Source organism: Lentzea flaviverrucosa, from assembly GCF_003350445.1.
GTDB lineage: Bacteria > Actinomycetota > Actinomycetes > Mycobacteriales > Pseudonocardiaceae > Lentzea > Lentzea californiensis.
In genome coordinates this window covers 1,128,637-1,153,794 of sequence record NZ_QQAU01000001.1, presented here as the reverse complement: position 1 = coordinate 1,153,794, position 25,158 = coordinate 1,128,637, and the positions used below count along the sequence as shown (strand labels likewise).

The following is a 25,158-nucleotide window of genomic DNA, read 5'->3' as shown; positions in this document are numbered from 1 at the left end:
TTATCCGCTCAAAGGGGGCCCACGATGGCTGGACCGGTCAGACGCAACATCGCCCACCTCACACCCGCCGAGCGGCAGGCGTTCATCGACGCCCTGCTGCAGGCCGACCTGCACGCCTTCCCCGGAGGAGTGTCCTACTGGGACAAGCAGGACGAGATCCACCAGTCGACTCACAACCACGGCGGCAACTCCTTCCTGCCGTGGCACCGCGAGCTCTGCAACCGCTTCGAGGCGTTGCTGCAGCAGTCGAACCCGGACGTCGCCTTGCACTACTGGGACTGGACGCAGGACCCGCGCGCCGCGTCCGACGGCCAGGGCGGCACCGTCGACCTCTCCTCCAGCACCGTCTTCGGCACGATGAACGGAATGGTCGACGGGCCGCTCGCCGCGCTGCACAACGGCGGCGTGCTCGCGGGCAGCCGCGAACAGACCGGAGGCGCGGCCGATCCTCCCCAGTCCGTCGAGCGGGACGCCGACCCCGGAGCGCCAGGGATCAGCTCTGACGCGTCGATCATCGGAAGCGCCGACGCCCTGCCCCAAGCCCAGCAATGGCAAGCGTTCCGCAACGAACTGGAGGGGTGGCACGGCAGCGCGCACGGCTACGTCGGCGGCGACATCGGCGGCCAGCACCAGGCGTTCGAGGATCCGTTCGTGTTCCTGTTGCACAGCAACGTCGACCGGTTGTTCGCGATGTGGCAGACGCAGCCGGGACAGGGCTGGCGGCTCGATCCGGACCAGGTGTACGGCGATCAGTCGAGCACCACCGGACCCGGCAGCATCCTGGACCCGATGCAGCCCTGGAACGGCACCGTCCAGTTCGGCTCACCGATCGACCCGTGGATCGGCGCATCGCCTGCGGTCGAGAGCAAAAACTGCCGCCACCCGTCCGTGGTCCGCCCACCGTGCTACGACACTCTTCCGCTGACTGTGGAACAGGTCTCGCCCGCGGTCGGCGACCCGGTCCGGTTCCTCGACGTGATCGAACACCTGCCGACCGCTCGTGCGCTGCGGCTGCGTGTCCGCGGCTGCACCGAGGTGACCGCCACCGCGTCGGTGACGGCCCCGTTCACCGTCCTGTCCGCCTCGGTCACCTCGCCGCCCCCGAACGGCTTCGAGGCCACCGACCTGCTGATCTGGGTGCTCTACACGCCGGGTGCCGCGGGCTCGGCGGATTCCGGCACGCTGACCGTCACCATCACCGAGACAGGCGACGTGTTCACGGTCCCGGTGACCGCGACCGTCGTGCCGAACCCGACCGTCGGCACGTCGCTGGTCCTGGATCAGTCCGGCAGCATGAGTCTCCCCTCGGGCCTGCTGGGCAAGACCCGCATGGATGTGCTGCACAGCTCCGCGCCGCTGTTCGTCACGTTGCTCGACGACAACGACGGCATCGGCGTCGTTCGCTTCGACACCGACGCAGCCGAAGCTGCCCCGGTCGACGATGCCGGTCCCATGATCGGCGGAACAGGCAGGCTCGCCGCTTCCACCGCGATCACCGCAACGCTCACCGACCCCGCCGGCCTCACCGCCATCGGTGACGGCCTGGAAAGCGCCGCCGCACAGCTCGCACCGGTCGCGATGGACTACGACCACACCGCCACCGTCGTGTTCACCGACGGCCACGAAACAGCCGACAAGACCATCGCCGCCGCAGCGTCGTCGGTGAACAGCCGCGTCTTCGCCATCGGCCTCGGCACCGCCGATCAACTTAACCCCGGTGCCCTGTCCGACATCGCCAACGGCACCGGCGGCTACCTCCTGCTGACCGGCAATCCCGGCGTGGACGACCAGGTCCTGCTGCAGAAGTACTTCGCGCAGGTCCTGGCCGGAGCGACCAACGCCGCCATCGTGGTCGACCCGGACGGCTTCGTCCCGGTCGGCGGCAAGGTCGTCGTCCCGTTCCTGCTCACCGCCGCAGACATCCGCGCGGACGTGCTGGTGCTCGGCGAGAACGCGCGGGCTCTGCGCGTGGAGCTCATAGCGCCGGACGGCTCCGCCGCGAGCCCGGTGGAGGTCGTCGGCGAGGCCTACCGCGTGCTGCGCGTGACAGGTCAGGCGGGGGCGTGGCAGGCGGTGTTGTCCGTGGACAACCGCCAGCTCAGCAACTGGATCACCGAACTGCGCAAACGTCTCGCCGACCGCAAACGTGGCGGGCAGCTGTTCGAGCAGATCGTGACAGGGATCAAGGCGCACGGCGTGCCGTTCACGCTGAGCGTCCAGGCCCGCAGCGCGCTGCGGCTCGGCGTGGTGCTGAGCCAGGGCTCCCGACTGCCTGGCACCCCAGCACAGCTGACGGCGACGCTGACGGACAGCGGGATCCCCTTTTCCTCCGCGGCCGTGAGTGCGGTGGTGACCGGTCCCAGCGGAGGTCAGGCGACCATGCCGCTGTCCGGGCAGGAGCCCGGGGTGTTCGCTGTCTCGATTCCGACCGCCGAGTCAGGGGTGTATCGCGTGCTGGTTCGTGCGAGCGGTGCGGATCTGCGCGGCACGGCGTTCACCCGCGAGGAGCTCCGGACCTTCGCCGTCTGGGCGCGAGGAGACGAAGCGCCTCCGCTGGTGATCGCCCCCCGGCCCCGGCCCGGTCGCGATCTGGACGGCTGCGCGTTCCTGCTTTGCCTGCTGGAGAACGACGGCGTGCGCCGGCTCCTGGAACGGAACAAGATCGACCCCGACCGCGTCGCCGCCTGCGTCAAGTCCGCTTGTCGTTAGGGCACAGAGTCGCTGGTCCTTCGAGCAACACCCTGAACAGGTCACCGTGCTCGACGACACGGTCGAGCACGTCGACCAGTACAGCTTCTCGCGGCAGAGGTCGGCCAACAGTGCCGCCTGTGAACGGCGCAGGATCAACTGGTTGCATCATCGAACCATCTGGTTGTACGGTCGAACCATGCAGAGTGGGGAGACGGACGCGGCACAGGAAGCCCTGATGCGGTTCGTTCGCAACTTCGGCCTCCATCAGCCCGACCGCACGCCGTGCGGGCAGCCGCTCCCGGTCTCGGAGGCGCACGCCATGGTGGAAATCGCCCGAGAGGGGCGGATCCGCCAGGTGGAACTGGCTCGCCGGTTGCGGTTGGAGAAGAGCACAGTCAGCCGCCTGGTCACGAACCTGGCCAGCAGGGGGTGGGTGCATCGGGAGGCCGCAGATGGCGATGGCCGCGGCGTGCTGCTCGTACTCACCGACGCGGGTGCTACCGCTGCCGCTCGGCAGGCCGACACTCGCCGAGACCGGCTCGCAGCCCTACTCGATCGCGTACCCGAAGAGCAACGCGCCGCCGTGGTGCGCGCGCTCCAGATCCTCGCGGAGGCCGCTGTTGAACCGTCGTGAACGCCCCCAAGTCCGTCGAGCCCTGCTTCTGGTGGTTGCCGTCGCTGCCGTCACGCTGAGCAGCGGCTGTGCCGACGCCCCATCCACGCCGGCGCCCTCCGACCGGGAGGCCGAGGTCGCCGAACGTGGCGCGTCGGTCATGCCGTTCGACCTGGAACGCACCACCCACCAGTTCACCAAGACCGACACCGGCGGCGTGCAGACCGTCATCGCCGACGACCCGCAGGACACGGCCCAGATCACCCTCATCCAGCAACACCTGACCGCGGAGGTCGACCGCTTCCGGCGCGGCGACTTCACCGATCCCGCCCGCATCCACGGCAACGAGATGCCCGGCTTGGAAACGCTCCGCGCCCACGGCGGACAAATCACCATCGACTACGAAAACACCCGCGACGGAGCACGCGCCACCTACATCACGACCGGCACCGAGCTTCGCAACGCCCTGCACGCCTGGTTCGACGCTCAGGTCAGCGACCACGGCCCGCACGCCACCCGCTGACACGGCAGCTCGGGGCGGTGCCCGGTACGAAGCAGTTCCGCGCAACCACAGGAGTGTCGTGTCCTACCCCGTGCGAGCCGTAACGCCAGCGGTTGAGGTACCAGCACCTGCGGGTCGCCACAGGCTTGAGCCCAAAGTCAATTGCGGCAGCAAGGGCCGGCACGTGGCACGCGGTCGTCGCCTACCGCGACGACCAGGTGGGTATGGGGCGCGTCATCGGTGACGGCGGCACTGCTTTCCAGATCGTCGACATGTGCGTCCTACCCGAACATCAGGAACGCGGGCTTGGCAAGCAGATCATGACCGCCCTGATGGAACACCTGCGGCAACGAGCACCGCGCACGGCCTACATCTCGCTCATCGCCGACGGCGACGCACGCCACCTCTACGGGAGGTATGGCTTCGAGGAACCGCGCCGCTGCAGGACTGGGTGGGTCGTGGCTGGGCGCGGCTGCTCAACGCCGACACGAAACCCTTCGACGCGGTCAACTTCGTCGGCTCGTGGCTCGACGGCAGCGTCATGCCCCGTGGGGCGACGGTGGTGCTGTGTGACTGCACCATCGCGGCGTTGCATCGGCGCTTTGATCGGGAAGACGAGAGCAGCCTGGTGAAGGGGCATGCAGTACCCGACTCGGTGGGCCCGTTCTTCCGCGAGTTCATGACGGTGGCAGACCTGTACCGGTTTCTAGGTTTGATTCCTCGCTATGTTGGGAACGTGGTTGCGCTTGGGCACGTTCTGTCGGTGAATGCCGGCCCCCTCAGACCCATGCTGGCCCGGACGGGGCACAGCGGCATCGACAAGCGGCCGGTCGACGGTGCCGTGAGGGTTGAGGTACCTGAGTACGGGAGGTCCGGGCTTGAAGACGATTCCATCGGGGAGCCGGAAGACCACGGCGGTCACGACCGCGCGGTCTACGCCTACGCCCGCGAGGATCTCGACTGGTGGCAGGCAGAACTGGGCCGGCCGCTGCGCTCCGGGATCTTCGGCGAGAACCTGACACTGGTCGGGGTCGATGTGACCAGGGCTGTGATCGGCGAGCGGTGGAGCGTCGGGCCGGAGTTGGTGCTTGAGGTGAGCGCTCCCCGGACGCCGTGCCGCACGTTCGCCGCGTGGATGGAGCGCGAACGATGGATCCTCACGTTCACCCGGCGCGGAGTACCTGGTGCCTACCTGCGAGTCGTCAGTCCCGGACAGGTGCGGGCAGGTGACGCCGTTTCGGTGGTTCACCGTCCGGACCACGGGGTGACGGTAGGGCTGGCGTTCCGGGCGATCATGACCGAGGCGGAACATCTGCCACGCCTGGCTGCTGTCGACGAATTGGCCGCGGACCTGCTGGCTTCAGCTCGACGGCGGGTGCGTGGCTGAGCGCCTTCGTACCATTGCCATGAACACGGACTGGAGATGCGGGGTGCTGGCGTGGGACGAAGCGGCGGGGTGGCGAAGGCGGCGGCGAGGATGGGCAGGCCGCCCGTCGCGGACCGGGAGACCATTCTGCGTGCGGCGCTGGAGATCGGGTTCTCGAAACTGACGATGTCGGCGGTGGGGGAGCGGCTGGGGATCTCGCATTCCACGCTCTACCGGTACTTCGCCAACCGGGACGACCTGGCCGCCGCGACTGTGGACCACGCGGTGGAGGCGATCGACTGGCCGGTACCCGTCAACGGATGGCGCGAGTTCCTGATGGAGATGGCCCGCGCCCACTGGCGGCTGCACGCGGCGCACCTGGGACTCGCGCGGGAGATCACAACGCTGCGCATCACTAGTCCAGCGCTGGTCAGGCGGGACAACGAGACCGGCCTTCACCTGTTGGGATTCGGCTTCGCGCCAGCCGACGCGATGCTCGTCGTGGACATGTTGGCGGAGTTGGTCGTGCAGGAGTTCTTGGCTTTGCCCGCCGAGGACGGCAGTGCCTCGCTCGAGGCTGCCCAACGTCGCCGGCGTGAACTGGTCGACCCGTGGCTCGATCTGTACGACGCCCGGTTGCGGCCGGTGCTCGTCGAGGCGGTCAGCGGCCCCGCGACCTCGTGGTTTGACCGGAAGCTCGCTCTCTTCCTGGACGGGGTGGCCGCTCGTCTCGGGTAGGGGTACGACTTTCTGACAGGCTGTTGTAAAGTCGCCGCCACGGGATCATCACTGATCGGGGGAACACGTGGAGGTCGACGCAAGGCGCTGGGGTGTGCTGGCCGTGGTCGCGGCCGCCCAGTTGCTGATCGTGCTGGACTCGTCGGTGGTCAACATCGCGCTGCCGTCCGCTCAGGCTGAGCTGGGCATGGGCGACGCGGCACGGCACTGGGTGGTCGCCGCCTACACGCTGACCTTCGGCGGGTTCCTGTTGATCGGCGGCCGGCTCGCGGACGTCGTGGGGCGCAAGAGGATTTTTGTCATCGGTGTGGTGGGATTTGCGCTCACGTCGCTGATCGGAGGGCTCGCGGCCGGGCCGTGGATGCTGCCTGCCGCTCGAGCCGCACAAGGGGTGTTCGCGGCCCTGATGGCACCCGCCGGACTTGCTCTGCTGGCGACGGCGTTCACCGAGCCGAAGGAGCGGGCCAAGGCGTTTGGCGTGTTCGGTGCTGCGGTTGGCTCGGGCATGGCGGTCGGCATGGTGCTGGGCGGCGTGCTGACAGAGCTCGGTTCCTGGCGGTGGTGCCTGCTCATCAACCTTCCGCTCGCTGCCGTCATTCTCGTGCCGGCCTTGCGTTTGCTCGATGACAGCCGCGGCAGCGCGGAGCCTGGCTACGACCTGCCGGGGGCGGTGACCGTTGTGCTCGGCCTCGGCTCGCTGATCTACGGCATCGGAGAAGCTGAGAAGACCGGCTGGGGCGACCTCGCGACGCTGGCTTTCGTTGTCGTCGGCTTGCTCCTGCTCGCTGCGTTCCTGGTGATCGAGAAGCGGTCGAAGAGGCCGATGATGCCGCTGCGCATCGTCTCGGACCGGGTGCGCGGTGCCGGATATGTGATCGTGTTCTGCGCCGGTGCCGCGTTGCTGGCCTTCTACCTGTTGCTGGCCTACTACCTCCAGTCAGTGCGCGAGTTCTCGCCTCTGGTCACCGGATTGCTCTTCGTGCCAAGTGGACTGGGAATCTTCCTCGGATCGTTGGCCGCGGGGCGTTTGTTGCCGCGCACGACTCCACGTGTGGTGCTCGTGATCGGGCTGGCGCTGGGCGCGGCGGGCCTCGCGGCGTTCGGAGCGCTTGAGCCCAGCAGCGGCATCTGGTCGCTCATCGTGCCGGCGCAATTCATCGGTGGGTTGGGCATCGGCGCTGCGCTGACCACGGTCACCAAGGCGACGCTGGACGGTGTTCCGGGGCAGGACGCAGGTGTGGCGAGTGCGTTGACCAACGCGATGCGCCAAGTCGGTGGCGCTGCCGGAGTCGCGACGCTCAACTCCGTTGCGATCGCCGCGACGCGTGGCGATGGCCCGCAGGCGCTCACCGACGGGTACGTCGCCGCCTTCCTCGTGGGTGCGGCGTTGCTTGCGGTGGCGGCCGTCGTTGCCCTGGTCGCGACCGCGCCCCGCAAGGAGCCCGTCGCCGTCTGATTTCCGCTTGAGCCTCAACGGCCTTCTGCTCGCGTTACTTTATGACACACTGTTGAAAAGTAGGGGTACCTTCATGACAGAGAGTTCCGCCGCCGCAGTGACGAACTCGGGCGGTACCACGGCCGACCCACGTCGTTGGGCGGCCCTGGCCGTCATCGCCGCCGCTCAACTCCTCGTTGTGCTGGATGCGTCAGTGGTGAACATCGCCCTGCCGTCCGCGCAGCAGGCGCTCGGCATGAGCGACGTTGCCAAGCAATGGGTGGTCACCGGGTACTCGCTCGCCTTCGGCGGCTTACTGCTGCTGGGCGGTCGCATGGCCGACCTTCACGGCCGCAAGCGCATGTTCATCGGTGGGCTCGTCGGGTTCGCGGTCGCGTCGGCGGTCGGCGGTCTCGCGGAGAACACCGCGACTCTGCTCACGGCCCGTGCCGCACAAGGAGCGTTCGCTGCCTTCCTCGCACCTGCGGGCCTGGCGCTGCTGGTAACGACCTTCACCGACCCAGGCGAGCGCGGCCGGGCGTTCGGCATCTTCGGCGCGGCAGTGGGTACCGGCGGTGTCGTCGGCATGGTGCTCGGCGGCGTGCTGACGGATCTCGGGTCGTGGAGGTGGTGTCTGCTGATCAACGTGCCCGTTGTCGCGGTCATCGTCATCGCGGCTCTGAAGCTGTTGGGAGAAAGCAAGATCTCCGGTCCGGTCCGATACGACCTGCCTGGCACACTCACGGCCACGTTCGGCGTCGGCTCCCTGATCTACGGCATCTCACTCGCGGTCGAGAGTGGTTGGGACAGCCCCTGGACGATCTCGTTCATTGCGCTGGGCATCGTGCTGCTGATCGCGTTCGTGCTGATCGAGAAGCGCTCCAAGGCGCCGATGATGCCGCTGCGCATCGTTCGCGACCGTGTGCGCGGCACCGGTTACGCGGTCGTGTTCCTCATCGGCGGCGCACTGTATGCGTTCTACCTCTTCCTGACTTACTACCTGCAGGTCGTGCAGGACTACTCGCCGTTGCGCACCGGTCTCGCGTTTGTTCCGATCGGCGTGGGCATCTTCATCGGCTCCATGGTGGCCGGGCGCCTGCTCGGCAAGATGAGCGCGAAGGGCGTGGTGCTCACGGGTCTCGGCGCCGGCGTGCTCGGCATCGGGTGGCTGGGGTTGCTGCAGCCGGATACGGGCTTCTGGACTGTGGTGATGCCCGCGCAGTTGATCGTCGGCCTGGGTATCGGCGCCGCGCTGACCACCGTCATGAAGCTGACCCTCGATGGTGTTGACCACAACGACGCAGGTGTGGCCAGCGCGTTGACCAACGCGATGCGCGAGATCGGTGGCGCGGTCGGCATTTCCGCACTCAACGTGGTGGCCATCTCCGTGACGGCCGCGTCCGGTGTCATCGACGACAGCTCGCTCACCGACGGGTACGCCGTGGCGTTCGTGGTCAGTGCGGCGGTACTGGCGGTCGCGGCTCTGCTGACGGCTTTCGCCGCCAAGTCAGCGGAACAGGTGTGACCGGGCTGCGCGTGTTGCTGCGACCCGTCCGAGGACGGGTCGCGGGCGGCGTCGTGCTGCAAGCGGTGGCGGCGGTGGCCTCGTTGGCCACCTTCGCCGCGGTCGCCTTGCTCGCGGCGGAGCTCATGAGGTCCACTGTGGCCGCCGAAGCAGTACGAGCGGTCGTGTTCTTCGCAGTCGCATCACTGGTGGTTCGTTTCATCGCCCAGGCCGTGGGCTATCAGCTGATGCACGACGCGGACATCGACTTCCAGCTCGCAGTGCGGAAGAAGGTGGTGGCCAAGCTCGGCAGGGTTCCGCTGGGCTGGTTCGGCCAGCGCAACAGTGCCTCGGTGAAGAAGGCGTTGGCGGACGACATCGAGGCGGTGCACTACCTCGTAGCCCACGCACTGCCCGACTTGACCGCCGCGATCGTCACACCGTTGACTGCTCTGGCGGTCCTGGTGGTGCTGGACTGGCGACTGACGGTGGCCTCGCTGGTGATCCTCGTGCCGTTCGCGCTGCTGTTCCGCGTCGCCGCGCGTCGTGGTGGCAGACAGGGCGAACGGCTCGCAAGTGCGGTCGGTGGGATCACCAAGGCGGTAATCGAGTTCGTCCAAGGCATCGCAGTGATCAAGTCCTTCGGCGGCCGCACTCGCGCGGACAACCGCTTCCACCGCGCGGTCGACGACTACATGACCGCGTTCTCGGCGGTGAAGGGACCGGTGCTCAAGTTCAGCTCGGCTGCCTACGCGCTGGTCAGTCCTGCCATGATGCTGCTGGCCACCACAACGGCCGGCACCCTCTTCGTCTTCTGGGGGCTCGTGGAGCCGGTCGAGGTCCTGCCGTTCGTGTTGCTGGGCCTGGCACTCACGGCGCCACTGGTGATCATCACCTACGGTCCGCAAGCGTTCGCGGCCGCGCGGGCGGCGGCATCGAGGGTGGAGGAGTTGCTCGCCACGCCCGAACTGCCCCAGCCCGCGGAACCGAAGGTCCCGGACGGTAGCCGGGTCGACTTCGATGGCGTGACGTTCGGCCACCAGGCCGGCGTTGCGGCGTTGCGGGATCTGAACTTCAGCCTCGAACCGGGAACCGTGACCGCACTGGTGGGGCCGTCCGGCGCTGGCAAGTCCACTGCGGCGGGACTGGTCGCCCGCTTCGCGGATCCGTGGGAGGGCGAGGTGCGAATCGGTGGGGTTGACCTGCGAGACATGGACACGGCCACCTTGTACGCAACGGTCTCGTTCGTGCTGCAGGACGCGGGACTCCTCAACGCCAGCGTCGCGGACAACATCCGGTTGGGCAGGCCTGACGCTACGGTCAGCGAGGTGCACGCCGCGGCGATGGCGGCCCGCTGCCACGAAGTCGTCCTGTCTCTGCCACGCGGCTACGACTCGGTCGTCGGCGAGGACGCGCTGTTGTCGGGAGGGGAGGCGCAACGCATCGCCATCGCTCGTGCGCTGCTCGCCGACACGCCGGTGCTCGTGCTCGACGAGGCCACTGCCTTCGTGGATCCGGAGTCCGAGGCGTCGATCTACGACGCGTTGTCGACACTGGTCGCCGGCCGCACGGTGCTTTTCATCGCCCATCGTCTGTACACGGTGGTGGACGCCGACCAGATCCTGGTACTGGACAACGGCGTGCTCGCCGAACGCGGTACCCACGCCGAACTGTCGGCGCGTGACGGGCTCTACGCGCAGCTGTGGCGGGCCAGCCGGGGCCCCGAGGTTCTCACGGGAGGTGAGCGCTGATGCTGCGCGACCTGATCGGGGTGATCGGCCCCGGCCAGTCCGGGCGCATCCGGGCACATCTGCTCGCGGTCGTGTGCCACGCCGTGGCTCAAGGCGTTGTCTTCATCTTGCTGGTACCTCTGCTGCAGGCGTTGTTGAGCGGCGAGCCGGAACGGGCTCTCCTATGGTTGGTTCCCCTGGCCGTCGCCGCCGTGGTCACCGGGGTCGCGTACTTCGTGCAGGCGTTGCTGGGTTTCCGCACAGCTGTCGCCGCGACCGGGGCGCTGTACAGGCGGCTGGGCGATCACCTCGGCGACTTGCCACTCGGGTGGTTCGCGTCGGTCAAGCTCGGCTCGCTCACCCGCCTGGCCACCGCAGGCGTCGGCGAGGTCACCGTCGTGTTCGCACATCTCCTGGGACCGTTGGTGACGGCCGTGGTGACTCCCATGACGGTCTTGATCGGCATGGTGGTGTTCGACTGGCGGCTTGCGGTGGCAATGCTCGCGACCGTGCCGATGCTGGTGCTGGCATACCGACGGTCCACGCGGACCATCGCAGAGACCGACGCCGACGTGGATGCGGCCGTCGGACGGTCCAACGACCAGATCATCGAGTTCGCACAACGCCAGCCGGTACTTCGCGCGTTCCCCGGAGGGAGGGAACGCGCAGCCCTGCTGGAGAAGACGATCGAGGCCCAGCACGAGGCCGGGCGGCGCCAGCTGCGCCGCAACTCCTTGGCGCGCGGCCTCTTCGGTGCAGCCGTCCAGCTCGCAGTGACTTTCGTGCTCGCCGTCGGAGCCTTCCTCGCCGTGGCCGGCACCGCGGATGTCGCACAGTTGATTGCTGTGGCCGTATTGGTCGTCAGATTCGCCGAGCCCGTCATGGCGATGGGCGATCTCGGCGGCTCGTTGCGCACTGTGCGCGCCCGGTTGGACCAGGTGCGCGAGATTCTCGACGTCGACCCGCTACCCGAACCGTCGGCGCCGCGCAGGCCTCAGGGCAACGGCATCGAGTTCTCCGACGTCCGGTTCCAGTACGAGGGCGCCGCCGGCCCCCAGCTCGACGGCGTCGATCTCGAGTTGCCCCCGAACGGTGTCACCGCACTGGTCGGGCCGTCCGGATCCGGCAAAACGACGATGACCCGGCTGGTCGCCCGGTTCTGGGACGTCGACTCGGGCGCGGTGCGCATCGGCGGTGTGGACGTGCGGGACCTGTCCGCGGACGACCGGGCCGCCCTGGTGGCGCCGGTGTTCCAGAACGTGTACCTGTTCGACGGCACCATCGAGGACAACGTCCGCCTGGGGAAACCCGATGCCACCGCGGAGGAACTCGCCTGGGCGGCGCGGCTCGCGCGCATGGACGAGATCCTGGGACGACTCCCTGACGGTTGGGCGACTCGGGTCGGTGAGGGCGGCGCTGCCCTTTCCGGCGGCGAGCGTCAGCGCGTGTCTCTGGCGCGCGCGATCCTCAAGGATGCTCCGGTGATGGTCCTGGACGAAGCCACCGCTGCGCTGGACGCGGTGAACGAGGCCGCGGTCACCGAAACAGTCCGGGCTCTGGCGGGCAGGCGCACTGTCCTGGTCATCGCGCACCAGCTCGCCACCGTCATGAACGCCGATCGGATCGTCGTCCTGCAGGACGGACGAGTTCGCGAGAGTGGGACTCACGCCGAGCTCATGGCGTTGGACGGGTTGTACTTCCAGTTCTGGGAAGAACGTGATCGGGTGCGGAACTGGCGGCTGCGTTCGGCACAAAGGTGAACGACTGAGCGAGCTCGACGTGAACCGTCCAGGGAGCCGGGTTACCGCCTAACGGCCCAGCAGACCAAGCCCGTGCTGGGCCGCGTCGGCGTTGACGACCAGAAAACGATCCACCAGGTCGAACACATCGTCCGGACACTCCGCATGCGGGACGTGACCGCAGCCCGGCAAATCTGCGCGCCATGTCAGCCCTCGGACGGCGTGCTCGACCGCGTCGGGCTGCGCGCGGGAGCCGTACGGGTCGTCGAGGCCCTGCATCACCAGCACAGGCACGGTGACACGGCGCAACTCCGCAGTGATGTTCCACTGCCGGAACGACGCGGACAGCCAGGTGTCGCTCCAGGCAGAGAACGCGGTGTCCGGGTCGTCGTGCAGGCGGGCCAGCCCATTGCGCAACGTGCCTTCTTCGAAGGCCGTCACGGTGTCGCGGATGCCGTCCAGCGTCGACGATTCGACGAAGGCGTGCGGTGCGATGGCTACGACGCGGTCGACCGGAAACCGCGAAGCGTGCAGGAGGGCGATGCTGGCGCCTTCGCTGTGCCCGATCAACACGGGGCTGCGGATCTCCAGGCGACCCAGCAGTTCGGGCAGCACCTGCAGAGCCTCGTGGTGCAGGTAGTCGGGGGTTCGTGGGCCTGCTGGACCGGAAGCACCGTAGCCGTGCCGGGAGTACACCAGAGCGGCACGACCGGTGTGCCCTGCGAGCCGGTCCGGAAAGCGGGACCACGACGCCGCGCAGCCCAGCCCTTCGTGCAGGAACACCAGCGGTTGCAGGACCGTGGAGCCTGAGATGAGGCGGTACTCGACCGGGCCGCCGGAGAGTTGGATCACGGCGCTCACCACTCGACCGTCGTTGAGTCGAACATGTTGAACCCCAGCCTCGCCTTGCCCACGTACTCCAGGCACTCGTCGGGCTTCGCCGGCATCACCGAGCAGAACGACGCCTCGCGCAGCAGCCGTTCCAACGGGTTGGACCGCCGTAGCGCGGTCGAGCCGCAGATGCGCACAGCCGCCTGCGCCAGCGTTGTGGTCGACTCGCCGACACGGTACTTCGCCGCGTGCACAGCGCTGTTGGCTTCCACACTGCCTTTGCGCTCGTCCACCAGTCGTGCGGCGGCGTGAACCAGTGCGCGGGTCGCAGCGAGGTCCACGGCCATCCGTCCCACCTCGGCGCGGACGACAGCCGAATCGCGCCGTTTGGCATCCGCGGTCACGAAAGTGGTGACGTGCCGCAGGATCGACTCGGCAACCCCGAGGTAGGCACCCATGTAGCCGGAGACCATCCAGTGAGGCTCGCGCACGAGTTTGAACAGAGACATGCCCTCGATTCCGAGGAACAACCGATCGGTGCCCAGGTGAACGTTGGACAGCGTCATCGCCGAGGTGGCCGTACCGGCGAGAGCGGCGCCGTCCCACAGCCCGTCGAAAGACACGCCAGCGTCATCCTTGGCGACGACGAAGTGCGACACCTCGTCTGCCGCATCGGAATCCTCGCGGCGTGCCGTGGTGATGTAGTAGTCGGCGATCCCCGCCAGTGAGACGAACGACTTCCGTCCGTTGAGGACGAACCCGTCCGCGGTCCGGCGATAGGTGGCTTTGACGGCGGTGAGCTTCGCGCCACCTCCCACCTCCGACGTCGCCGAGGCGAACATGCGGTCTCGATGCGCCACCTCGTCGAACACCCAACGGCGAAACGCCGCAGCTGACGGCGGAAGGTCACGTTCGGCGCTCTCACAAAGACCGCCGATGGCAACGTTGTGCATGTTGTAACCCAGTGCTGCTGAAGCGTCGCCGAGCGCGAGTTCTTCCAGCACACGCGTGTAGTCCAGGTAGGACAACCCCGAGCCTCCGGCGGACTGGGGGAGGAGCAGGCGCAGCAGACCGGCATTGCGGACGGCGGCATAGCCGCGCGAAGCCGGAACCCTTCCGTCATCGACCTCGGCGGCCAGCAGTCGCAGTTCGTCGGCGACCTCGGCGACCTGCCGCAGGGTGACGCCCATGTCGTGCACGTCGATGGTGCGCATGTGATCCCGTCCTGGTCGAGGTGCTGGGTCAGTTCTCCACCGGCAGGCCGAGCTCGCGGGCGACCGAGACGCGCAGCAGGTCGTTGGGTCCCGCGTAGACCGCGGCGGCCATCGCGTCGGTGAGGTCCGCGGTCAGGCCGGTGTCCGAGACGAACGAGCGGACACCGCCCAGTGCCGCCGCGTGCTGGGTGAAGCTGAGCAGGTCTTCTGACACGGAGACCTTGGTCATCGCGGCCTCTGATGCGAGCCGCCGAGCGGGTTCCCCACTGTCGAACCGTTGAGCCATCGCGAAGATCAGCGTCCGCGACCGGTGCAGCAGCGTGGCCATGTCCGCCAGCCGGCCCGCGACGAGGTGGCTCGCGCCCATCGGCCGCCCGAACTGCTTGCGCCGCCGTGCCCACTCGACTGTCCGGTCCAGCACCAGTCGCATCGGGCCGAGCGCGTAGCCGAGCAGCAGGCCCCGTTCCCACGAAGTGGTGGTGGTCAACAGGGCAAGTCCAGCTCCCTCCCGACCGACCAGCTGTTCTGGGCCCAGGCGGACGCTGTCGAAGTCGATCGCGCCCATCGGCACGTCGGTGAGAGCCTTCTTCGGGAACGGCTCGCTGCGGCTCACACCGGCGGACGACAGGTCGACCAGAAAGGCCGACAGCGCAAACGGCGTCCGCTCCACATCGGTGCGGGCGAACACCAGTGCGTGGTCCGCGATCGGCGCCGCGGTCACGAACGCCTTGCGCCCGGTCAGTACCCATCCGCCGTTCGCGGGCTCGGCGCGAGTCGCCATCGACAACGGGTCGCTGCCGCCGCCTTCCTCAGTCAACGCGTGGCACATCAGCGTGTCCCCGCGTTCGACGCCCTCTGACAACGCCGCCCACGCGGCTGACCCCGCGGCCCGCAGCGGGGACTGCACACCAAAATGCTGGGAGGTCAGTGCGTAGCAGAGTCCCGGTGATGTGCCGCCGATCCCAAGCCCCTCGATCGCTGCGAGGGTGTCGGTCACGACGCCTCGCGGACCGTCCCTAACGCCGGCGAGCACGCCGCTGTCCGCCAACGCTTTCCACCGAGTGCGGAAGTCCGCAGTGCTGAGTCCGGCGAGCGCTGAGCTCGCGATGCCGGCCCAGCGTGCGGTGAAGTCTGTGGCTCCGGTGTTCATCGCGCCACGCTTTCCTGCTTGCGCAGCGACACGACGAGATCCCACAACGCGGAGGGGGTGCGGAAGTTCGCCGCGACCACCTCGCCTTCGGGGAACTCGACGCCGGCGTTCTGTTCGACACGCGTGACGATCATCATGATCGTCAGTGAGTCGAGCAGTCCTGAGACCAGCAGCTGCGTCGTCGGCTCGATCTCCGCGTCGACCGGTGCCGAAGACTCGGCGAGAACGCCCCGGATCAGCGCACACAGCTCATGGACGTTGTTCATGGCCTCCGCCTAGTTCCCCGCCGAGGCGAGTGCCTCGCGGTCGATCTTGCCGCGGTCGGTGAGGGGTAGTTCGGGGGTCAGCACGACCCGGTCGGGCGCCATGCGCCGAGGCAGGGCGGTGTGCACGTCCTGCACCACCCGGTCGATGTCCACGCCGTCGTCACACACGACGTAGACCCAAATCTGGCCACCGTCTTCGGCAGGCCGCCACACGGCTGCACAACCGTGCACACCGGACAGCTCGCCCACAACGCTTTCGACGTCGCCCAGTTCGATGCGGTGGCCTCGCCGTTTCACCTGGTGGTCCCGGCGGCCCCGGAGATGTATGCGGCCGTCGGCCGCTCGGACGGCCAGGTCACCAGTCCGATATGCGGCCAGCCGCACACCGTCGCGAACGATCGTGGACAGTCGCGACCGCAGCACGCCGTCCTGGTAGTAGCCGCAGAAGACCGCTGGGCCGCTGACCGCGATCTCTCCCTCGTTTCCGGCCACACCGTCCTCGTCCACCAGGTCAACACTCAGCCCGGGAAGAGCGCGGCCGATGGACAACGGCTGTTCCGCCGTCCAATTCGCGGGAACCCGTTCGAACGTGCACACGTTCGTCTCGGTCGGTCCGTAGAGGTTGTATATCCGGCTGTGTGGAAAACGGCGCAAGTACCGCTCGAGCGGCCGAGGGCGAAACGGCTCGCCCGCGTAGGCCAGCACTCGGAGAGCTGGTAGAGCGGTCTTCTCGATGCCGCCGCGCAGCAGGGACTCGTAGAGCGTGGGCACCGCGTAGAACAACGAGATCCGCTCCCGCTCCAGCCACGACACGACGTCGTGCGGGAATCCGCGCAGCACATCAGGTAACAAGACCGTGCACGCGCCGGCCATCGCCGCGCCGAAGAGATCGAACGTGCTCAGGTCGAAGGTGAATGCTGACTGTGCGCCGATTCGGTCCTCCGGACCGACGCCGAACTCAGCGACGATCCAACGCACGAAATGCAGCACGTTCTCGTGTGAGAGCAGCACACCCTTGGGCCAGCCTGTACTGCCGGACGTGAACAGCAGGTAGCCGCCGTCCGCGGTGTGTGCGCGAATGTCCGGAGTGGAGTAGAGCAACGATCCGTCCGGCAACGGCTCGCCGCGTTCGTGAAAGCCTTGGACCGAGCTCCGGCCGAGGAGGAATGCCAGGCCGGCGTTGCGGGCCATGCGGGACAGTCGTTCATCTGGATCGAGCGGATCCAACGGTGCGGCCACGGCGCCCAAGCGCAGAACCGCGTGAATCGCGCTCACAGCAGGGATGCCCCTGGGCAGCGATACGCCGACATGGTCGCCGCGTTGGACTCCGCGGGCGGCCAGTTCTCCTGCGAGCGCGTCGACGGTGGTGCTCAGGTCCTCATAGGACAGTGTGGTGACCCCGTCGCTGATCGCGGGTCGTTCCGGGTACCGCCACGCGGCGTCGGGGAGCAACCGGTCGAGGGTCATGCCGTCGGTCCCTCCGCCAGCAGCGTGGCCAGCACCTTCTTGTCCATCTTGCCGACAGGCGTCAGCGGCATCGTCTCCAGCGTCCGCACCTCGTCCGGAGCCTTGTACGCGGCGACACCGCGCTCGGTGAGGAACGCGGCGAGTTCGCGCCGCGTCGGGGTCTTCTCCCCGGTGGGCACGACGAAGGCCACTGATCGCTCACCGAGCTCTTCGTCGGGAGCAGGGAGCAGGGCGATGGATTCGATGCCGGGATGTGCTTGGAGGTGGTTCTCCACCTCGGTCGCCGGGATCTTTTCGCCGCCTCGGTTGATCTGGTCCTTGCTGCGCCCGACCACCACCAGGTGGCCGGATCGCAGCCGCCGCACCCGGTCGCCGGTGCGGTAGAAGCCGTCCTCGGTGAACGTCCTGGCGTTGTGCTCTGGCGCCCGGTAGTAGCCACGCAGCGTGTACGGGCCGCGGGTCAGCAGCTCGCCGACCTCGCCGTCGGGGACGTCCCGGTCGTCATCATCGGTCACGCGCACTTCGTCGGCGGGTGAGATCGGCCGCCCCTGCGTGGTGGCGATGATCTCCGGCTCGTCGTCGATCCTGGTCAGGCACAACAGGCCTTCGGCCATGCCGAACACTTGCTGGAGCGTGGTGCCGGGGAAGTCGGAGATGACCTTCCGCGCCACGTCGTCGGAGAGCCGCGCGCTCCCGATCTGCAGCACCCGCAGACTCGACAGGTCCGCCGTGGTGACCTCTCGTTCGGCCAGCCACAACGGAGCGAGCTGCGGGTTGATCGCGGAGATGGTCACCCGTTCACGTTCGACCAGGTCGAAGCAGTAGGACGGGTCAGGGTTCGAGGCCAGCACCGCCGTGCCGCCCACGGCCAGTGCTCCGAGCACTCCGGGACAGTTCATCGTGTAGTTGAACGCCACCGGCAGCGCCGCCAGATAGACCGTTTCGCCGGTGTGCCCGCACACCTCGCCCGCAGCGCGTCCGTTGTACAGGTAGTCCGCGTGGGTGCGGGGAATCAGCTTCGGCAGGCCTGTCGTGCCGCCGGACAACAGCAACAGAGCGACGTCCTGCGGCGAAGGAGTGGTGCGGCGCTCCAGCGGTTGCGCGGATGCAAGGTCTGCGAAGGCCGTGAACTCCGAGTGCTCACCGGGATCTCCGACCACCAGCACATGCTTGAGCGTGGGCACTTCGGCGCGCACCGCCGCGGCCAGCTCGCGGTGGTCGAACCGGTTGTGCACGTCAGGGATGAGGTAGGCGACCGCTTCGGACAGCCGGCTCAGGTGGGTGATCTCGCTGGAGCGGTGACCGGGCTGGGTGTGCACCGGAACCGCGCCGAGCTTCTGCAGCGCGAACCAGGCGACAAGGAACTCGGCGCGGTTGGGCAGTTGAACCAGTACGCGGTCGCCCGTGCCGATCCCCAATGCCCGCAGCCCGCCGGCAACTCGGTCGGTGAGCGAGTCGAGCTCGGCATAGGTCAGGCGGACTCGGTCGTCCACGACCGCGGTCCGGTCGCCGAAGCGGGCGGTGCGGTCGGCCAGGAACCCGGCGAACGTCTCCTCGCCCCAGTACCCCCGCGCTCGGTACCGCGCCGCGTCCTCGGCCGGCCAGGTGACTACGTCGGACGTCATCTGGTGACTCCTTCCCCCACTAGCCGGTGTCATGTCTTCGATCGCGCACCACCGCCCGTGCGGAGTCGCTGATTAACGGGTGGCCGGGCGACGAACCACCGGGGCGAAGTGCGCCGGGCGACCGGTGTGCGCCAATTCGGGCGGGCCGCCCATTGCTTTCCTACCGCACCCGTTGAGGAGCGTCAACAGCAATATCGATAAGTGCAAGTGCTTCCTGTGTGGTCCGGCGGAACATATTCCGACGGGAGGCGGAAGGAAAATTACTGAAGGGGAAATCCCTTAACCCAAACCGGTGCTCCGGGGTCTTCGGTCCAGTGACAGTGGGTTACTGGAACAGGCATAGGTGCAGGTGGAACCCGAAGAGGGAAGTTTGGGTGAAGGTTCGGTATGTAGTGGATGCGCGTGTTTGCCGATCAGTCGTTTGACACGTCTGCGACTTTCCCCGTAGCTTGCGAAAGGGCGGTTGACCGGGGGCTTCCGAACGGGTCGAGATTGTTGTGGCGCTCCCCGTTGTTGTCACTGGTGACCATTTCTAATTTTCCGTCCGGGGTACGCCTGTATCCACCTTCGACATCGGTGGACAAACCGCTGCCGATGTCAGACGAACCTGTCGTGAGGAGTGTTCGTGGAGCACGTCGCACCTGACCAGGACGAGATCCGGTCGCTGCTCGCCGACCACCTGGAGCTGGAGCCTGGGCGGATCGGCCTGGACGACGACCTGGTCGAGCTGGGCCTGCACTCGCTGCGCATGATCCGGATCGCGGCCGGCTGGCGCCGCAAGGGGATCGACGTCAACTTCGGCGACCTGGCACGGCAGCCGTCCGTCCGTGCCTGGCACGACTTGATCACCGCGCGATGCGGAATTCCGAACGTGCACTCCGGCGAAGCCGAAATGTCGGACGACGACGAGCCCTTCGCGCTCGCCACGATGCAGCACGGCTACTGGATCGGCCGCCGTGACGGTCAGGAACTGGGTGGTGTGGCCGCCCACCTCTACGCCGAGTTCGACGGAGCCGGCCTGGAAGTGCAACGGATGGAACGTGCGGTCGCGAAGCTCGTGCGGCGACACCCCATGCTGCGCAGCCACTTCTTGGAGGACGGCACGCAACGGGTCCTCGACCGCCCAGGTCTGCCGGTGTGGTCGTTCACCGACCTGCGACTCGAACCGGCCGACGAGGTCGAGCGCCTGCTGACCGCGATCCGGGACGAGAAGACCCACCAGCGGATGCCGGCAGAGCAGGGAAAGGTCTTCGACGTCTCACTCACGCTGCTCCCAGGTGGAAGCACGCGGCTGCACATCGACGTCGACATGCTGTCCGCCGACGCGCTCAGCTACCGCGTCCTTGTCGCAGATCTCGCCGAGTTCTACATGCACGACGGGGACGACGAGCTCGAACCGCTCGCCTATGACTACCGCAGCTACCTGGCGGACCGGGCGAAGGCGCCGGTGGCGCCGGTCGAGCGCGCTCGAGCATGGTGGCGCGAGGAGATCCCTCGTCTGCCGGACCCGCCGCGCCTGCCGCTGGTCCCTGAACGTGACCGCTTCGACCCGCTTCGGTCCGTGCGTTACGACCACTGGCTCGATGAAAGCGCCAAGCAGCGGCTCATCGAGCGCGCTCACCGGCACGGCGTCACGCCTGCCGTCGTCCTCGCCGCCGTCTTCGCGGATGTGGTGGGCCGTTGGTCGGGTGAGAAGCGTTTCCTGCTGAACCTGCCGCTGTTCAACCGCGAGCCGCTGCACCCTCAGGTAGAACTGCTCGTCGGCGACTTCAGCAGCTCTGTGCTGGTGGACGTCGAGGTCGGGCCCGGCGAATCCATTGTGGACCGTGCTCGGGTGCTGCAGCGCACGCTGCACGACAAGGTCGCGCACGCCGAGTACCCCGGTCTGGACGTGCTTCGCGACCTGAGTCGGTTGCGCGGGGAACCCGTTCTCGCCTCAGTCGTCTACACCAGCGGGCTCAACCTGGGCGAACTGTTCCGCGACTTCGTGCTGGAGACTTTCGGCGACCCGGTGTGGATCATCTCGCAGGGGCCCCAGGTCGTGCTGGACGCACAGATCGTCGAGCTGAAGGGCGGAATGCTCCTCAACTGGGACGTGCGGGAGCACGCCTTCCCGGCAGGCTTGATGGACGCGATGTTCACCAGGCACCGGCAGATCATCGAAACGCTGGTAGCCGACGACGCGGACTGGACCTGTCCGCTGTCCGACGCGTTGCCCGCGGATCAGGCCGAGGTGCGTCGCCTGGTCAACGACACCGATCTGCCGACTTCAGGGGCGTTGCTGCACACCGGGTTCTTCGCGAACGCCGTATCCCGACCGCACGCGCCTGCAGTGCTCTGGGACGGCGGCACGTTCACCTACGGCCAACTGCGCGACAGCGCGTTGCGGGTCGCGGCCTGCCTCGCGGAGAAAGGGGTGCGGCGAGGAGACTCCGTCGCCATCCACCTGCCCAAGGGCCCGGACCAGATCGTCGCCGCACTCGGTGTGCTCGCCGCCGGAGCGACCTACGTACCCATCGGCGTGGATCAGCCCGAATCGCGCCGCGTCCGCATGCAGGAGATCGCCGGTACTCGGGCGACGATCGTCGAGACTGCTTCAAAAGGCAGCAACGAGGTCGGCATCGCGGAGGCCTCCGCGTTCGGGATGCCCATGACCGAGCCCGTCGCCGTGGACCCCGGCGACATCGCCTACGTGCTGTTCACCTCCGGTTCGACGGGCGAGCCCAAGGGAGTGGAGATCCCGCACACGAGCGCGGTGAACACACTGGAGCGGTTGAACGACCACTTCCACATCAGCCCGGGTGACCGAGCGCTCGCGTTGTCGGCGCTGGAGTTCGATCTCTCCGTCTACGACATGTTCGGACTGTTCGCGGCCGGCGGCTCGCTGGTGGCGGTCACCGACGTGGACCGAAGGGACGGGCACCGCTGTGCCGAGTTGGTGCGCACCCATCGGGTCACCGTCCTGAACTGCGCGCCCGCGTTGCTGGAGATGATCCTCACCGCTGGTGAGGCCGAGGGACTGGGTGACAGCCTGAGCACCGTCGTGCTGGGCGGCGACTGGGTCGGCGTCGAGTTGCCGCGCCGCCTGCGCGCGCTCGTGCCCAGGTGCCGGTTCGCCGGCCTGGGCGGGACCACGGAGACCGCCATCCACTCCACGGTGTGCGAGGTACCCGCAGAGGTGCCCGCGAACTGGCACGCGGTGCCTTACGGCCAGCCCATGGGGGGAGTGCGGTGCCGCGTTGTGGATGAGACCGGCCGTGACTGTCCTGACTGGGTGCCGGGCGAACTGTGGATCGGCGGCTTGGCACCGGGACGCGGCTACCGCGGCGATCCCGAGCGGACCGCCGACCGGTTCGTTGAGCACGACGGCATCCGCTGGTACCGCACCGGAGACCTCGCTCGTTACCGGCCCGACGGTGACCTGGAATTCCTGGGCCGGCGCGACCACCAGGTCAAGATCCGAGGCCACCGCGTCGAACTGGGCGAGGTCGAGGCAGCGCTGCGCGGATTGCCCGGCGTGCGGCAAGCGATCGCGGACGTGGTGGGAGACCGGCGCGTACTCGTAGCCGCTGTCGCCTTCCACGACGGCAGCACCACTGGACAGGCCGCCTTGCTGACCGCTTTGGCCGACGTCCTGCCCGCCCACATGATCCCCGAACGGCTCCAGGTCCTCGACAGCTTTCCGTTGACCTCCAACGGGAAGCTCGACCGTCGCTCCGCCGTTCGGGCGCTGCGCCGGGACACCGACACCGACCGCGCGCAGGTTGCCCCCGAGAACGACCTGGAAGCTGTGCTGGCCGACATCGTCGCGTCGGTGCTCGGCACCGCACGCATCGGTGTCACCGAGGACTTCTTCACCGCGGGCGGCGACTCGGTCCTGGCCACCACGGCCATCGCACGGATTCGCGACTGGCTGGACACCACCGAGGCCACCGTCACCGACCTCTTCACCCACCGAACCGTTCGCGACCTCGCCACGCGGCTGGTCGCAAGGCAGGCCACGCCCGGCCGCGTCGAAGCAGCCGCGCGCATCTACCTCGAGGTCGCGGCCATGACAGACCAGGAAGTGCTCGCCGAGGCCGAAGGAGGCCAGTGATGTCCGCAGCCACGCCGCTCGACGCGCTCCGGGAGGACCCGAACACCGTCCTGCGCGTTTTCGCGGCCAACCCCGCGTTCCGCGCCGCTGATTGGTCCGAGCTGACCACGGAGGACAACCCGTACCGGCGCCCGGTGCGCCCAGACGACCTGGCGTGGCTCGACTACTCGAAGCCGATGCCAGCCGAGAAAGCGCTCAAGCTGTCGGCTCTGCTGGGCCACCGCATGCTGCGCAACGTCTACGACCTCGACGCACTGCACCTGCCGCCCTCCCGGAACGAGGCGGCCGACACCGACCGCGCCGTGTTCCTCCACGACGACAACCGGGTGCTGAGCGCGCTGGCCAAGCCGATCCTCGAACGCCACCTGTTCTCCTTCCTCGACACTGATCGCGAACCGCTCGCCACGCCGACTGTGGCCGGTCTGCAGGACTACGTGATCGAACACCTGGAGCGCCGGGTGGCCGAGCCGGGCGCGGCGACCGCCGCCGTGACCGCCACCAAGGGGCGCCGCGAAGCCGCCAACTTCCTGCTGTTGCAGATAAGCGCGTTCCGCCCGGCGCAGCAGACGGCCATCGCACGCGCCGGGCTCGGCGAGTACGACCGGGCCCACGCCACGCTGGCACGTCTCCTGGCCGCCCAGCACTTGGCCTGGGTCGACTCCGTGCCTTCCTACGCGAAGCTGTTGGAGTCCGCAGGGCTGAAGACGGGACCGACGTCCTACTGGCAGCTCTACCTCGGCACGTCCCTCGCCCGTGGCAACCACCTGCACCACCTCGCGGTCAACCGTGAGCACTTCTTCGCCTTCCTCGGTGCCTTCGTGCACACGCTGGTCGACGAGACCGCGACCCGCGGCCGGCTCGCCGATGTGCTGGAGGAAGGGCTCGGCGCGGACACCGCGCACCTGCGCGGCCCCGTCCCGCTGTCGGAGGCGACCGTGCCCGGCTTGCTGAACGATCTGCTCGCCCCGCTCACCGAGCGCTTCGGTGATGTCGTCGTCACCGACTTCCACCGCGGGTTCACCGACGCGGCGAGGTTCGAGCGGCTGTGGGACGAGGACCTCGCCACCCAGGTCGCGTGGGCGGATCGGATCGAGGAGTACCAGGAGAAGGCCGAGAAGATCCAGCGCTACCTCGTCGACGAGGACATCACAGTCGACCTCGACACCTTCGTGGAGTCGGAGGAGGAGACCTCGACGACGCACGTCCACAACGAACACCGGCTGGTGATGGTCGAGTCCGGCCGGATGCACTTCTGGAACAACAGCACGCACCGGATCGAGCTCAACGAGGGCGACAAGCTGCTCATCCCGGTCTCACGGCTGCACGGCTCCACCGTCCTTTCCGGAGAGTGCACCTACCACCAGCCGATCATTCCCGAGGACATGTACCAGCGGTTCGCCTGAGCCCACACGGTCCTCTGCCTCCCGATATGGAGCACCGATGTTGCCGAGCAACACCGCCACCGCCGATGACAAGACCACGTCCACGGTGATCGGCGACCTCCCCGAGTGGGGCGTGTCGGCGATCGCGGACTTCACGGCCACCCTGATGGACCGGACCGCCCCGTTCCCCTGCACCTTCGCAGTCACCGCGGCTCGCAAGTCCGCGCTGCGCTTCGGGTTCGTCAACGACGCCGAGGACAGCGGAACCTGGTCGACCCTCCCGGGCATTCTCACCGGCTATTTGGAGGAGTACCAGAGCCTCGGGCGGGAGACGTCGCTGGTGGTGCTGTTCGGTGGCACCGACGAGTCGGCGGCGATGGAGCACCACCGCCGCCGGTTCTGGGAGGTGTTGCAGTACCTGCACGACCACGATCCGCAGGACTGGCCGCCGGACGTCCCGAAGGACACCGATGACCCGTACTGGGAGTTCAGCTTCGCCGGTACACCGATCTTTGTTGTGTGCAACACCCCGGCTCATGCCAGCCGGCGGAGTCGGTCCAGCCCTCACTTCATGATCACCTTTCAGCCCCGGTGGGTCTTCGAGGAGATCAGCGCGCTGTCCCCGCGCGGGGCTGCCGCCCGCAAGGTGATCCGGAACCGCCTTCGTGCCTACGACGGCGCGGAGCCTTCGCCCAACCTCGGTGACTACGGCGATCCGGAGAACAAGGAATGGCGACAGTACTTCCTGTCCGATGTGGATCCGGACCCGGCCGGAGAACCGCGTTGTCCCTTCCAGCACCGCTGACAGG

At 67.9% G+C, this 25,158-nt stretch carries 18 protein-coding genes and 1 pseudogene; 13 read left to right on the top strand and 6 right to left on the bottom strand.

Annotated elements, in window-relative coordinates; translation table 11 throughout:
- Nucleotides 1–24 precede the first annotated feature (24 nt).
- The 10 genes and pseudogenes from DFR72_RS05140 (at nt 25) to DFR72_RS05095 (ending at nt 12,339) form a co-directional block, all read left to right on the top strand.
- Nucleotides 25–2,709 carry a tyrosinase family protein gene (locus DFR72_RS05140; protein ID WP_090063798.1) on the top strand — a complete coding sequence of 895 codons (2,685 nt, stop codon included), beginning with the start codon at nt 25–27 and terminating at the stop codon, nt 2,707–2,709.
- Between the two features lie 46 nt (nt 2,710–2,755).
- Complete coding sequence (locus DFR72_RS05135; RefSeq protein ID WP_211335312.1) at nt 2,756–3,325, top strand: MarR family winged helix-turn-helix transcriptional regulator; 570 nt, start codon at nt 2,756–2,758, stop codon at nt 3,323–3,325.
- A 31-nt stretch (nt 3,326–3,356) separates the two neighbouring features.
- The gene (locus tag DFR72_RS05130) at nt 3,357–3,827 is read left to right on the top strand and encodes a hypothetical protein (protein ID WP_211335311.1); all 471 of its coding nucleotides are present in this window, start codon (nt 3,357–3,359) and stop codon (nt 3,825–3,827) included.
- Between the two features lie 203 nt (nt 3,828–4,030).
- Nucleotides 4,031–4,183, top strand: a pseudogene (locus tag DFR72_RS46710) (GNAT family N-acetyltransferase); the annotation flags it as partial.
- A 74-nt stretch (nt 4,184–4,257) separates the two neighbouring features.
- Nucleotides 4,258–5,193, top strand: a complete 936-nt coding sequence (locus tag DFR72_RS05120; RefSeq protein ID WP_245982522.1) for an MOSC domain-containing protein — start codon at nt 4,258–4,260, stop codon at nt 5,191–5,193.
- 51 nt (nt 5,194–5,244) lie between these two features.
- Nucleotides 5,245–5,910 carry a TetR/AcrR family transcriptional regulator gene (locus tag DFR72_RS05115; protein ID WP_211335310.1) on the top strand — a complete coding sequence of 222 codons (666 nt, stop codon included), beginning with the start codon at nt 5,245–5,247 and terminating at the stop codon, nt 5,908–5,910.
- A gap of 67 nt (nt 5,911–5,977) precedes the next feature.
- Nucleotides 5,978–7,366 (top strand): MFS transporter, encoded by a 1,389-nt coding sequence (locus DFR72_RS05110; RefSeq protein ID WP_090063799.1) that lies wholly within the window; start codon nt 5,978–5,980, stop codon nt 7,364–7,366.
- A gap of 7 nt (nt 7,367–7,373) precedes the next feature.
- Nucleotides 7,374–8,870: an MFS transporter gene (locus DFR72_RS05105; RefSeq protein WP_170176126.1), complete on the top strand. Its 1,497-nt coding sequence runs from the start codon at nt 7,374–7,376 to the stop codon at nt 8,868–8,870.
- Nucleotides 8,867–10,600 (top strand): ABC transporter ATP-binding protein, encoded by a 1,734-nt coding sequence (locus DFR72_RS05100; RefSeq protein ID WP_090063801.1) that lies wholly within the window; start codon nt 8,867–8,869, stop codon nt 10,598–10,600. Before DFR72_RS05105 ends, DFR72_RS05100 begins: the two co-directional genes overlap by 4 nt.
- Entirely contained in the window at nt 10,600–12,339 is a 1,740-nt protein-coding gene (locus tag DFR72_RS05095; protein ID WP_090063802.1) for an ABC transporter ATP-binding protein, read from the top strand. Before DFR72_RS05100 ends, DFR72_RS05095 begins: the two co-directional genes overlap by 1 nt.
- 48 nt (nt 12,340–12,387) lie before the next feature.
- Here DFR72_RS05095 and DFR72_RS05090 read toward each other — a convergent pair whose 3' ends face one another.
- From DFR72_RS05090 to DFR72_RS05065, 6 genes are read right to left on the bottom strand one after another with little or no spacing between them, the layout of a single operon-like run.
- Nucleotides 12,388–13,179, bottom strand: coding sequence for an alpha/beta fold hydrolase (locus DFR72_RS05090; RefSeq protein WP_245982521.1), 792 nt, complete (start codon nt 13,177–13,179; stop codon nt 12,388–12,390).
- A complete protein-coding gene (locus tag DFR72_RS05085; RefSeq protein WP_211335309.1) occupies nt 13,176–14,363 on the bottom strand; it encodes an acyl-CoA dehydrogenase family protein in 1,188 nt (395 codons plus the stop codon). The genes DFR72_RS05090 and DFR72_RS05085 overlap by 4 nt, the downstream gene beginning before the upstream one ends.
- A gap of 28 nt (nt 14,364–14,391) precedes the next feature.
- Nucleotides 14,392–15,513, bottom strand: coding sequence for an acyl-CoA dehydrogenase family protein (locus DFR72_RS05080; protein ID WP_090063803.1), 1,122 nt, complete (start codon nt 15,511–15,513; stop codon nt 14,392–14,394).
- A complete protein-coding gene (locus DFR72_RS05075) occupies nt 15,510–15,779 on the bottom strand; it encodes an acyl carrier protein (RefSeq protein WP_090063804.1) in 270 nt (89 codons plus the stop codon). Before DFR72_RS05075 ends, DFR72_RS05080 begins: the two co-directional genes overlap by 4 nt.
- Nucleotides 15,780–15,788: 9 nt before the next feature.
- Complete coding sequence (locus tag DFR72_RS05070) at nt 15,789–17,246, bottom strand: amino acid adenylation domain-containing protein (protein ID WP_090063805.1); 1,458 nt, start codon at nt 17,244–17,246, stop codon at nt 15,789–15,791.
- On the bottom strand, nt 17,243–18,871 hold the full coding sequence (locus DFR72_RS05065; protein WP_090063806.1) for a (2,3-dihydroxybenzoyl)adenylate synthase: 1,629 nt from the start codon (nt 18,869–18,871) through the stop codon (nt 17,243–17,245). The genes DFR72_RS05070 and DFR72_RS05065 overlap by 4 nt, the downstream gene beginning before the upstream one ends.
- A 625-nt stretch (nt 18,872–19,496) precedes the next feature.
- Here DFR72_RS05065 and DFR72_RS05060 point away from each other — a divergent pair.
- From DFR72_RS05060 to DFR72_RS05050, 3 genes are read left to right on the top strand one after another with little or no spacing between them, the layout of a single operon-like run.
- Nucleotides 19,497–22,967 (top strand): non-ribosomal peptide synthetase, encoded by a 3,471-nt coding sequence (locus tag DFR72_RS05060; protein WP_090064500.1) that lies wholly within the window; start codon nt 19,497–19,499, stop codon nt 22,965–22,967.
- A complete protein-coding gene (locus DFR72_RS05055) occupies nt 22,967–24,370 on the top strand; it encodes a cupin domain-containing protein (protein WP_090063807.1) in 1,404 nt (467 codons plus the stop codon). The genes DFR72_RS05060 and DFR72_RS05055 overlap by 1 nt, the downstream gene beginning before the upstream one ends.
- A 37-nt stretch (nt 24,371–24,407) precedes the next feature.
- A complete protein-coding gene (locus DFR72_RS05050; protein WP_090063808.1) occupies nt 24,408–25,154 on the top strand; it encodes a YqcI/YcgG family protein in 747 nt (248 codons plus the stop codon).
- Nucleotides 25,155–25,158: the final 4 nt, after the last annotated feature.

Bases quoted from the DNA above. Each gene is read 5' to 3' on its own strand.
- DFR72_RS05055 (WP_090063807.1), top strand. From the start codon at position 22,967: ATGTCCGCAGCCACGCCGCTCGACGCGCTCCGGGAGGACCCGAACACC.
- DFR72_RS05085 (WP_211335309.1), bottom strand. From the start codon at position 14,363: ATGCGCACCATCGACGTGCACGACATGGGCGTCACCCTGCGGCAGGTC.
- DFR72_RS05065 (WP_090063806.1), bottom strand. From the start codon at position 18,871: ATGACGTCCGACGTAGTCACCTGGCCGGCCGAGGACGCGGCGCGGTAC.
- DFR72_RS05095 (WP_090063802.1), top strand. From the start codon at position 10,600: ATGCTGCGCGACCTGATCGGGGTGATCGGCCCCGGCCAGTCCGGGCGC.
- DFR72_RS05140 (WP_090063798.1), top strand. From the start codon at position 25: ATGGCTGGACCGGTCAGACGCAACATCGCCCACCTCACACCCGCCGAG.
- DFR72_RS05070 (WP_090063805.1), bottom strand. From the start codon at position 17,246: ATGACCCTCGACCGGTTGCTCCCCGACGCCGCGTGGCGGTACCCGGAA.
- DFR72_RS05050 (WP_090063808.1), top strand. From the start codon at position 24,408: ATGTTGCCGAGCAACACCGCCACCGCCGATGACAAGACCACGTCCACG.
- DFR72_RS05080 (WP_090063803.1), bottom strand. From the start codon at position 15,513: ATGAACACCGGAGCCACAGACTTCACCGCACGCTGGGCCGGCATCGCG.
- DFR72_RS05075 (WP_090063804.1), bottom strand. From the start codon at position 15,779: ATGAACAACGTCCATGAGCTGTGTGCGCTGATCCGGGGCGTTCTCGCC.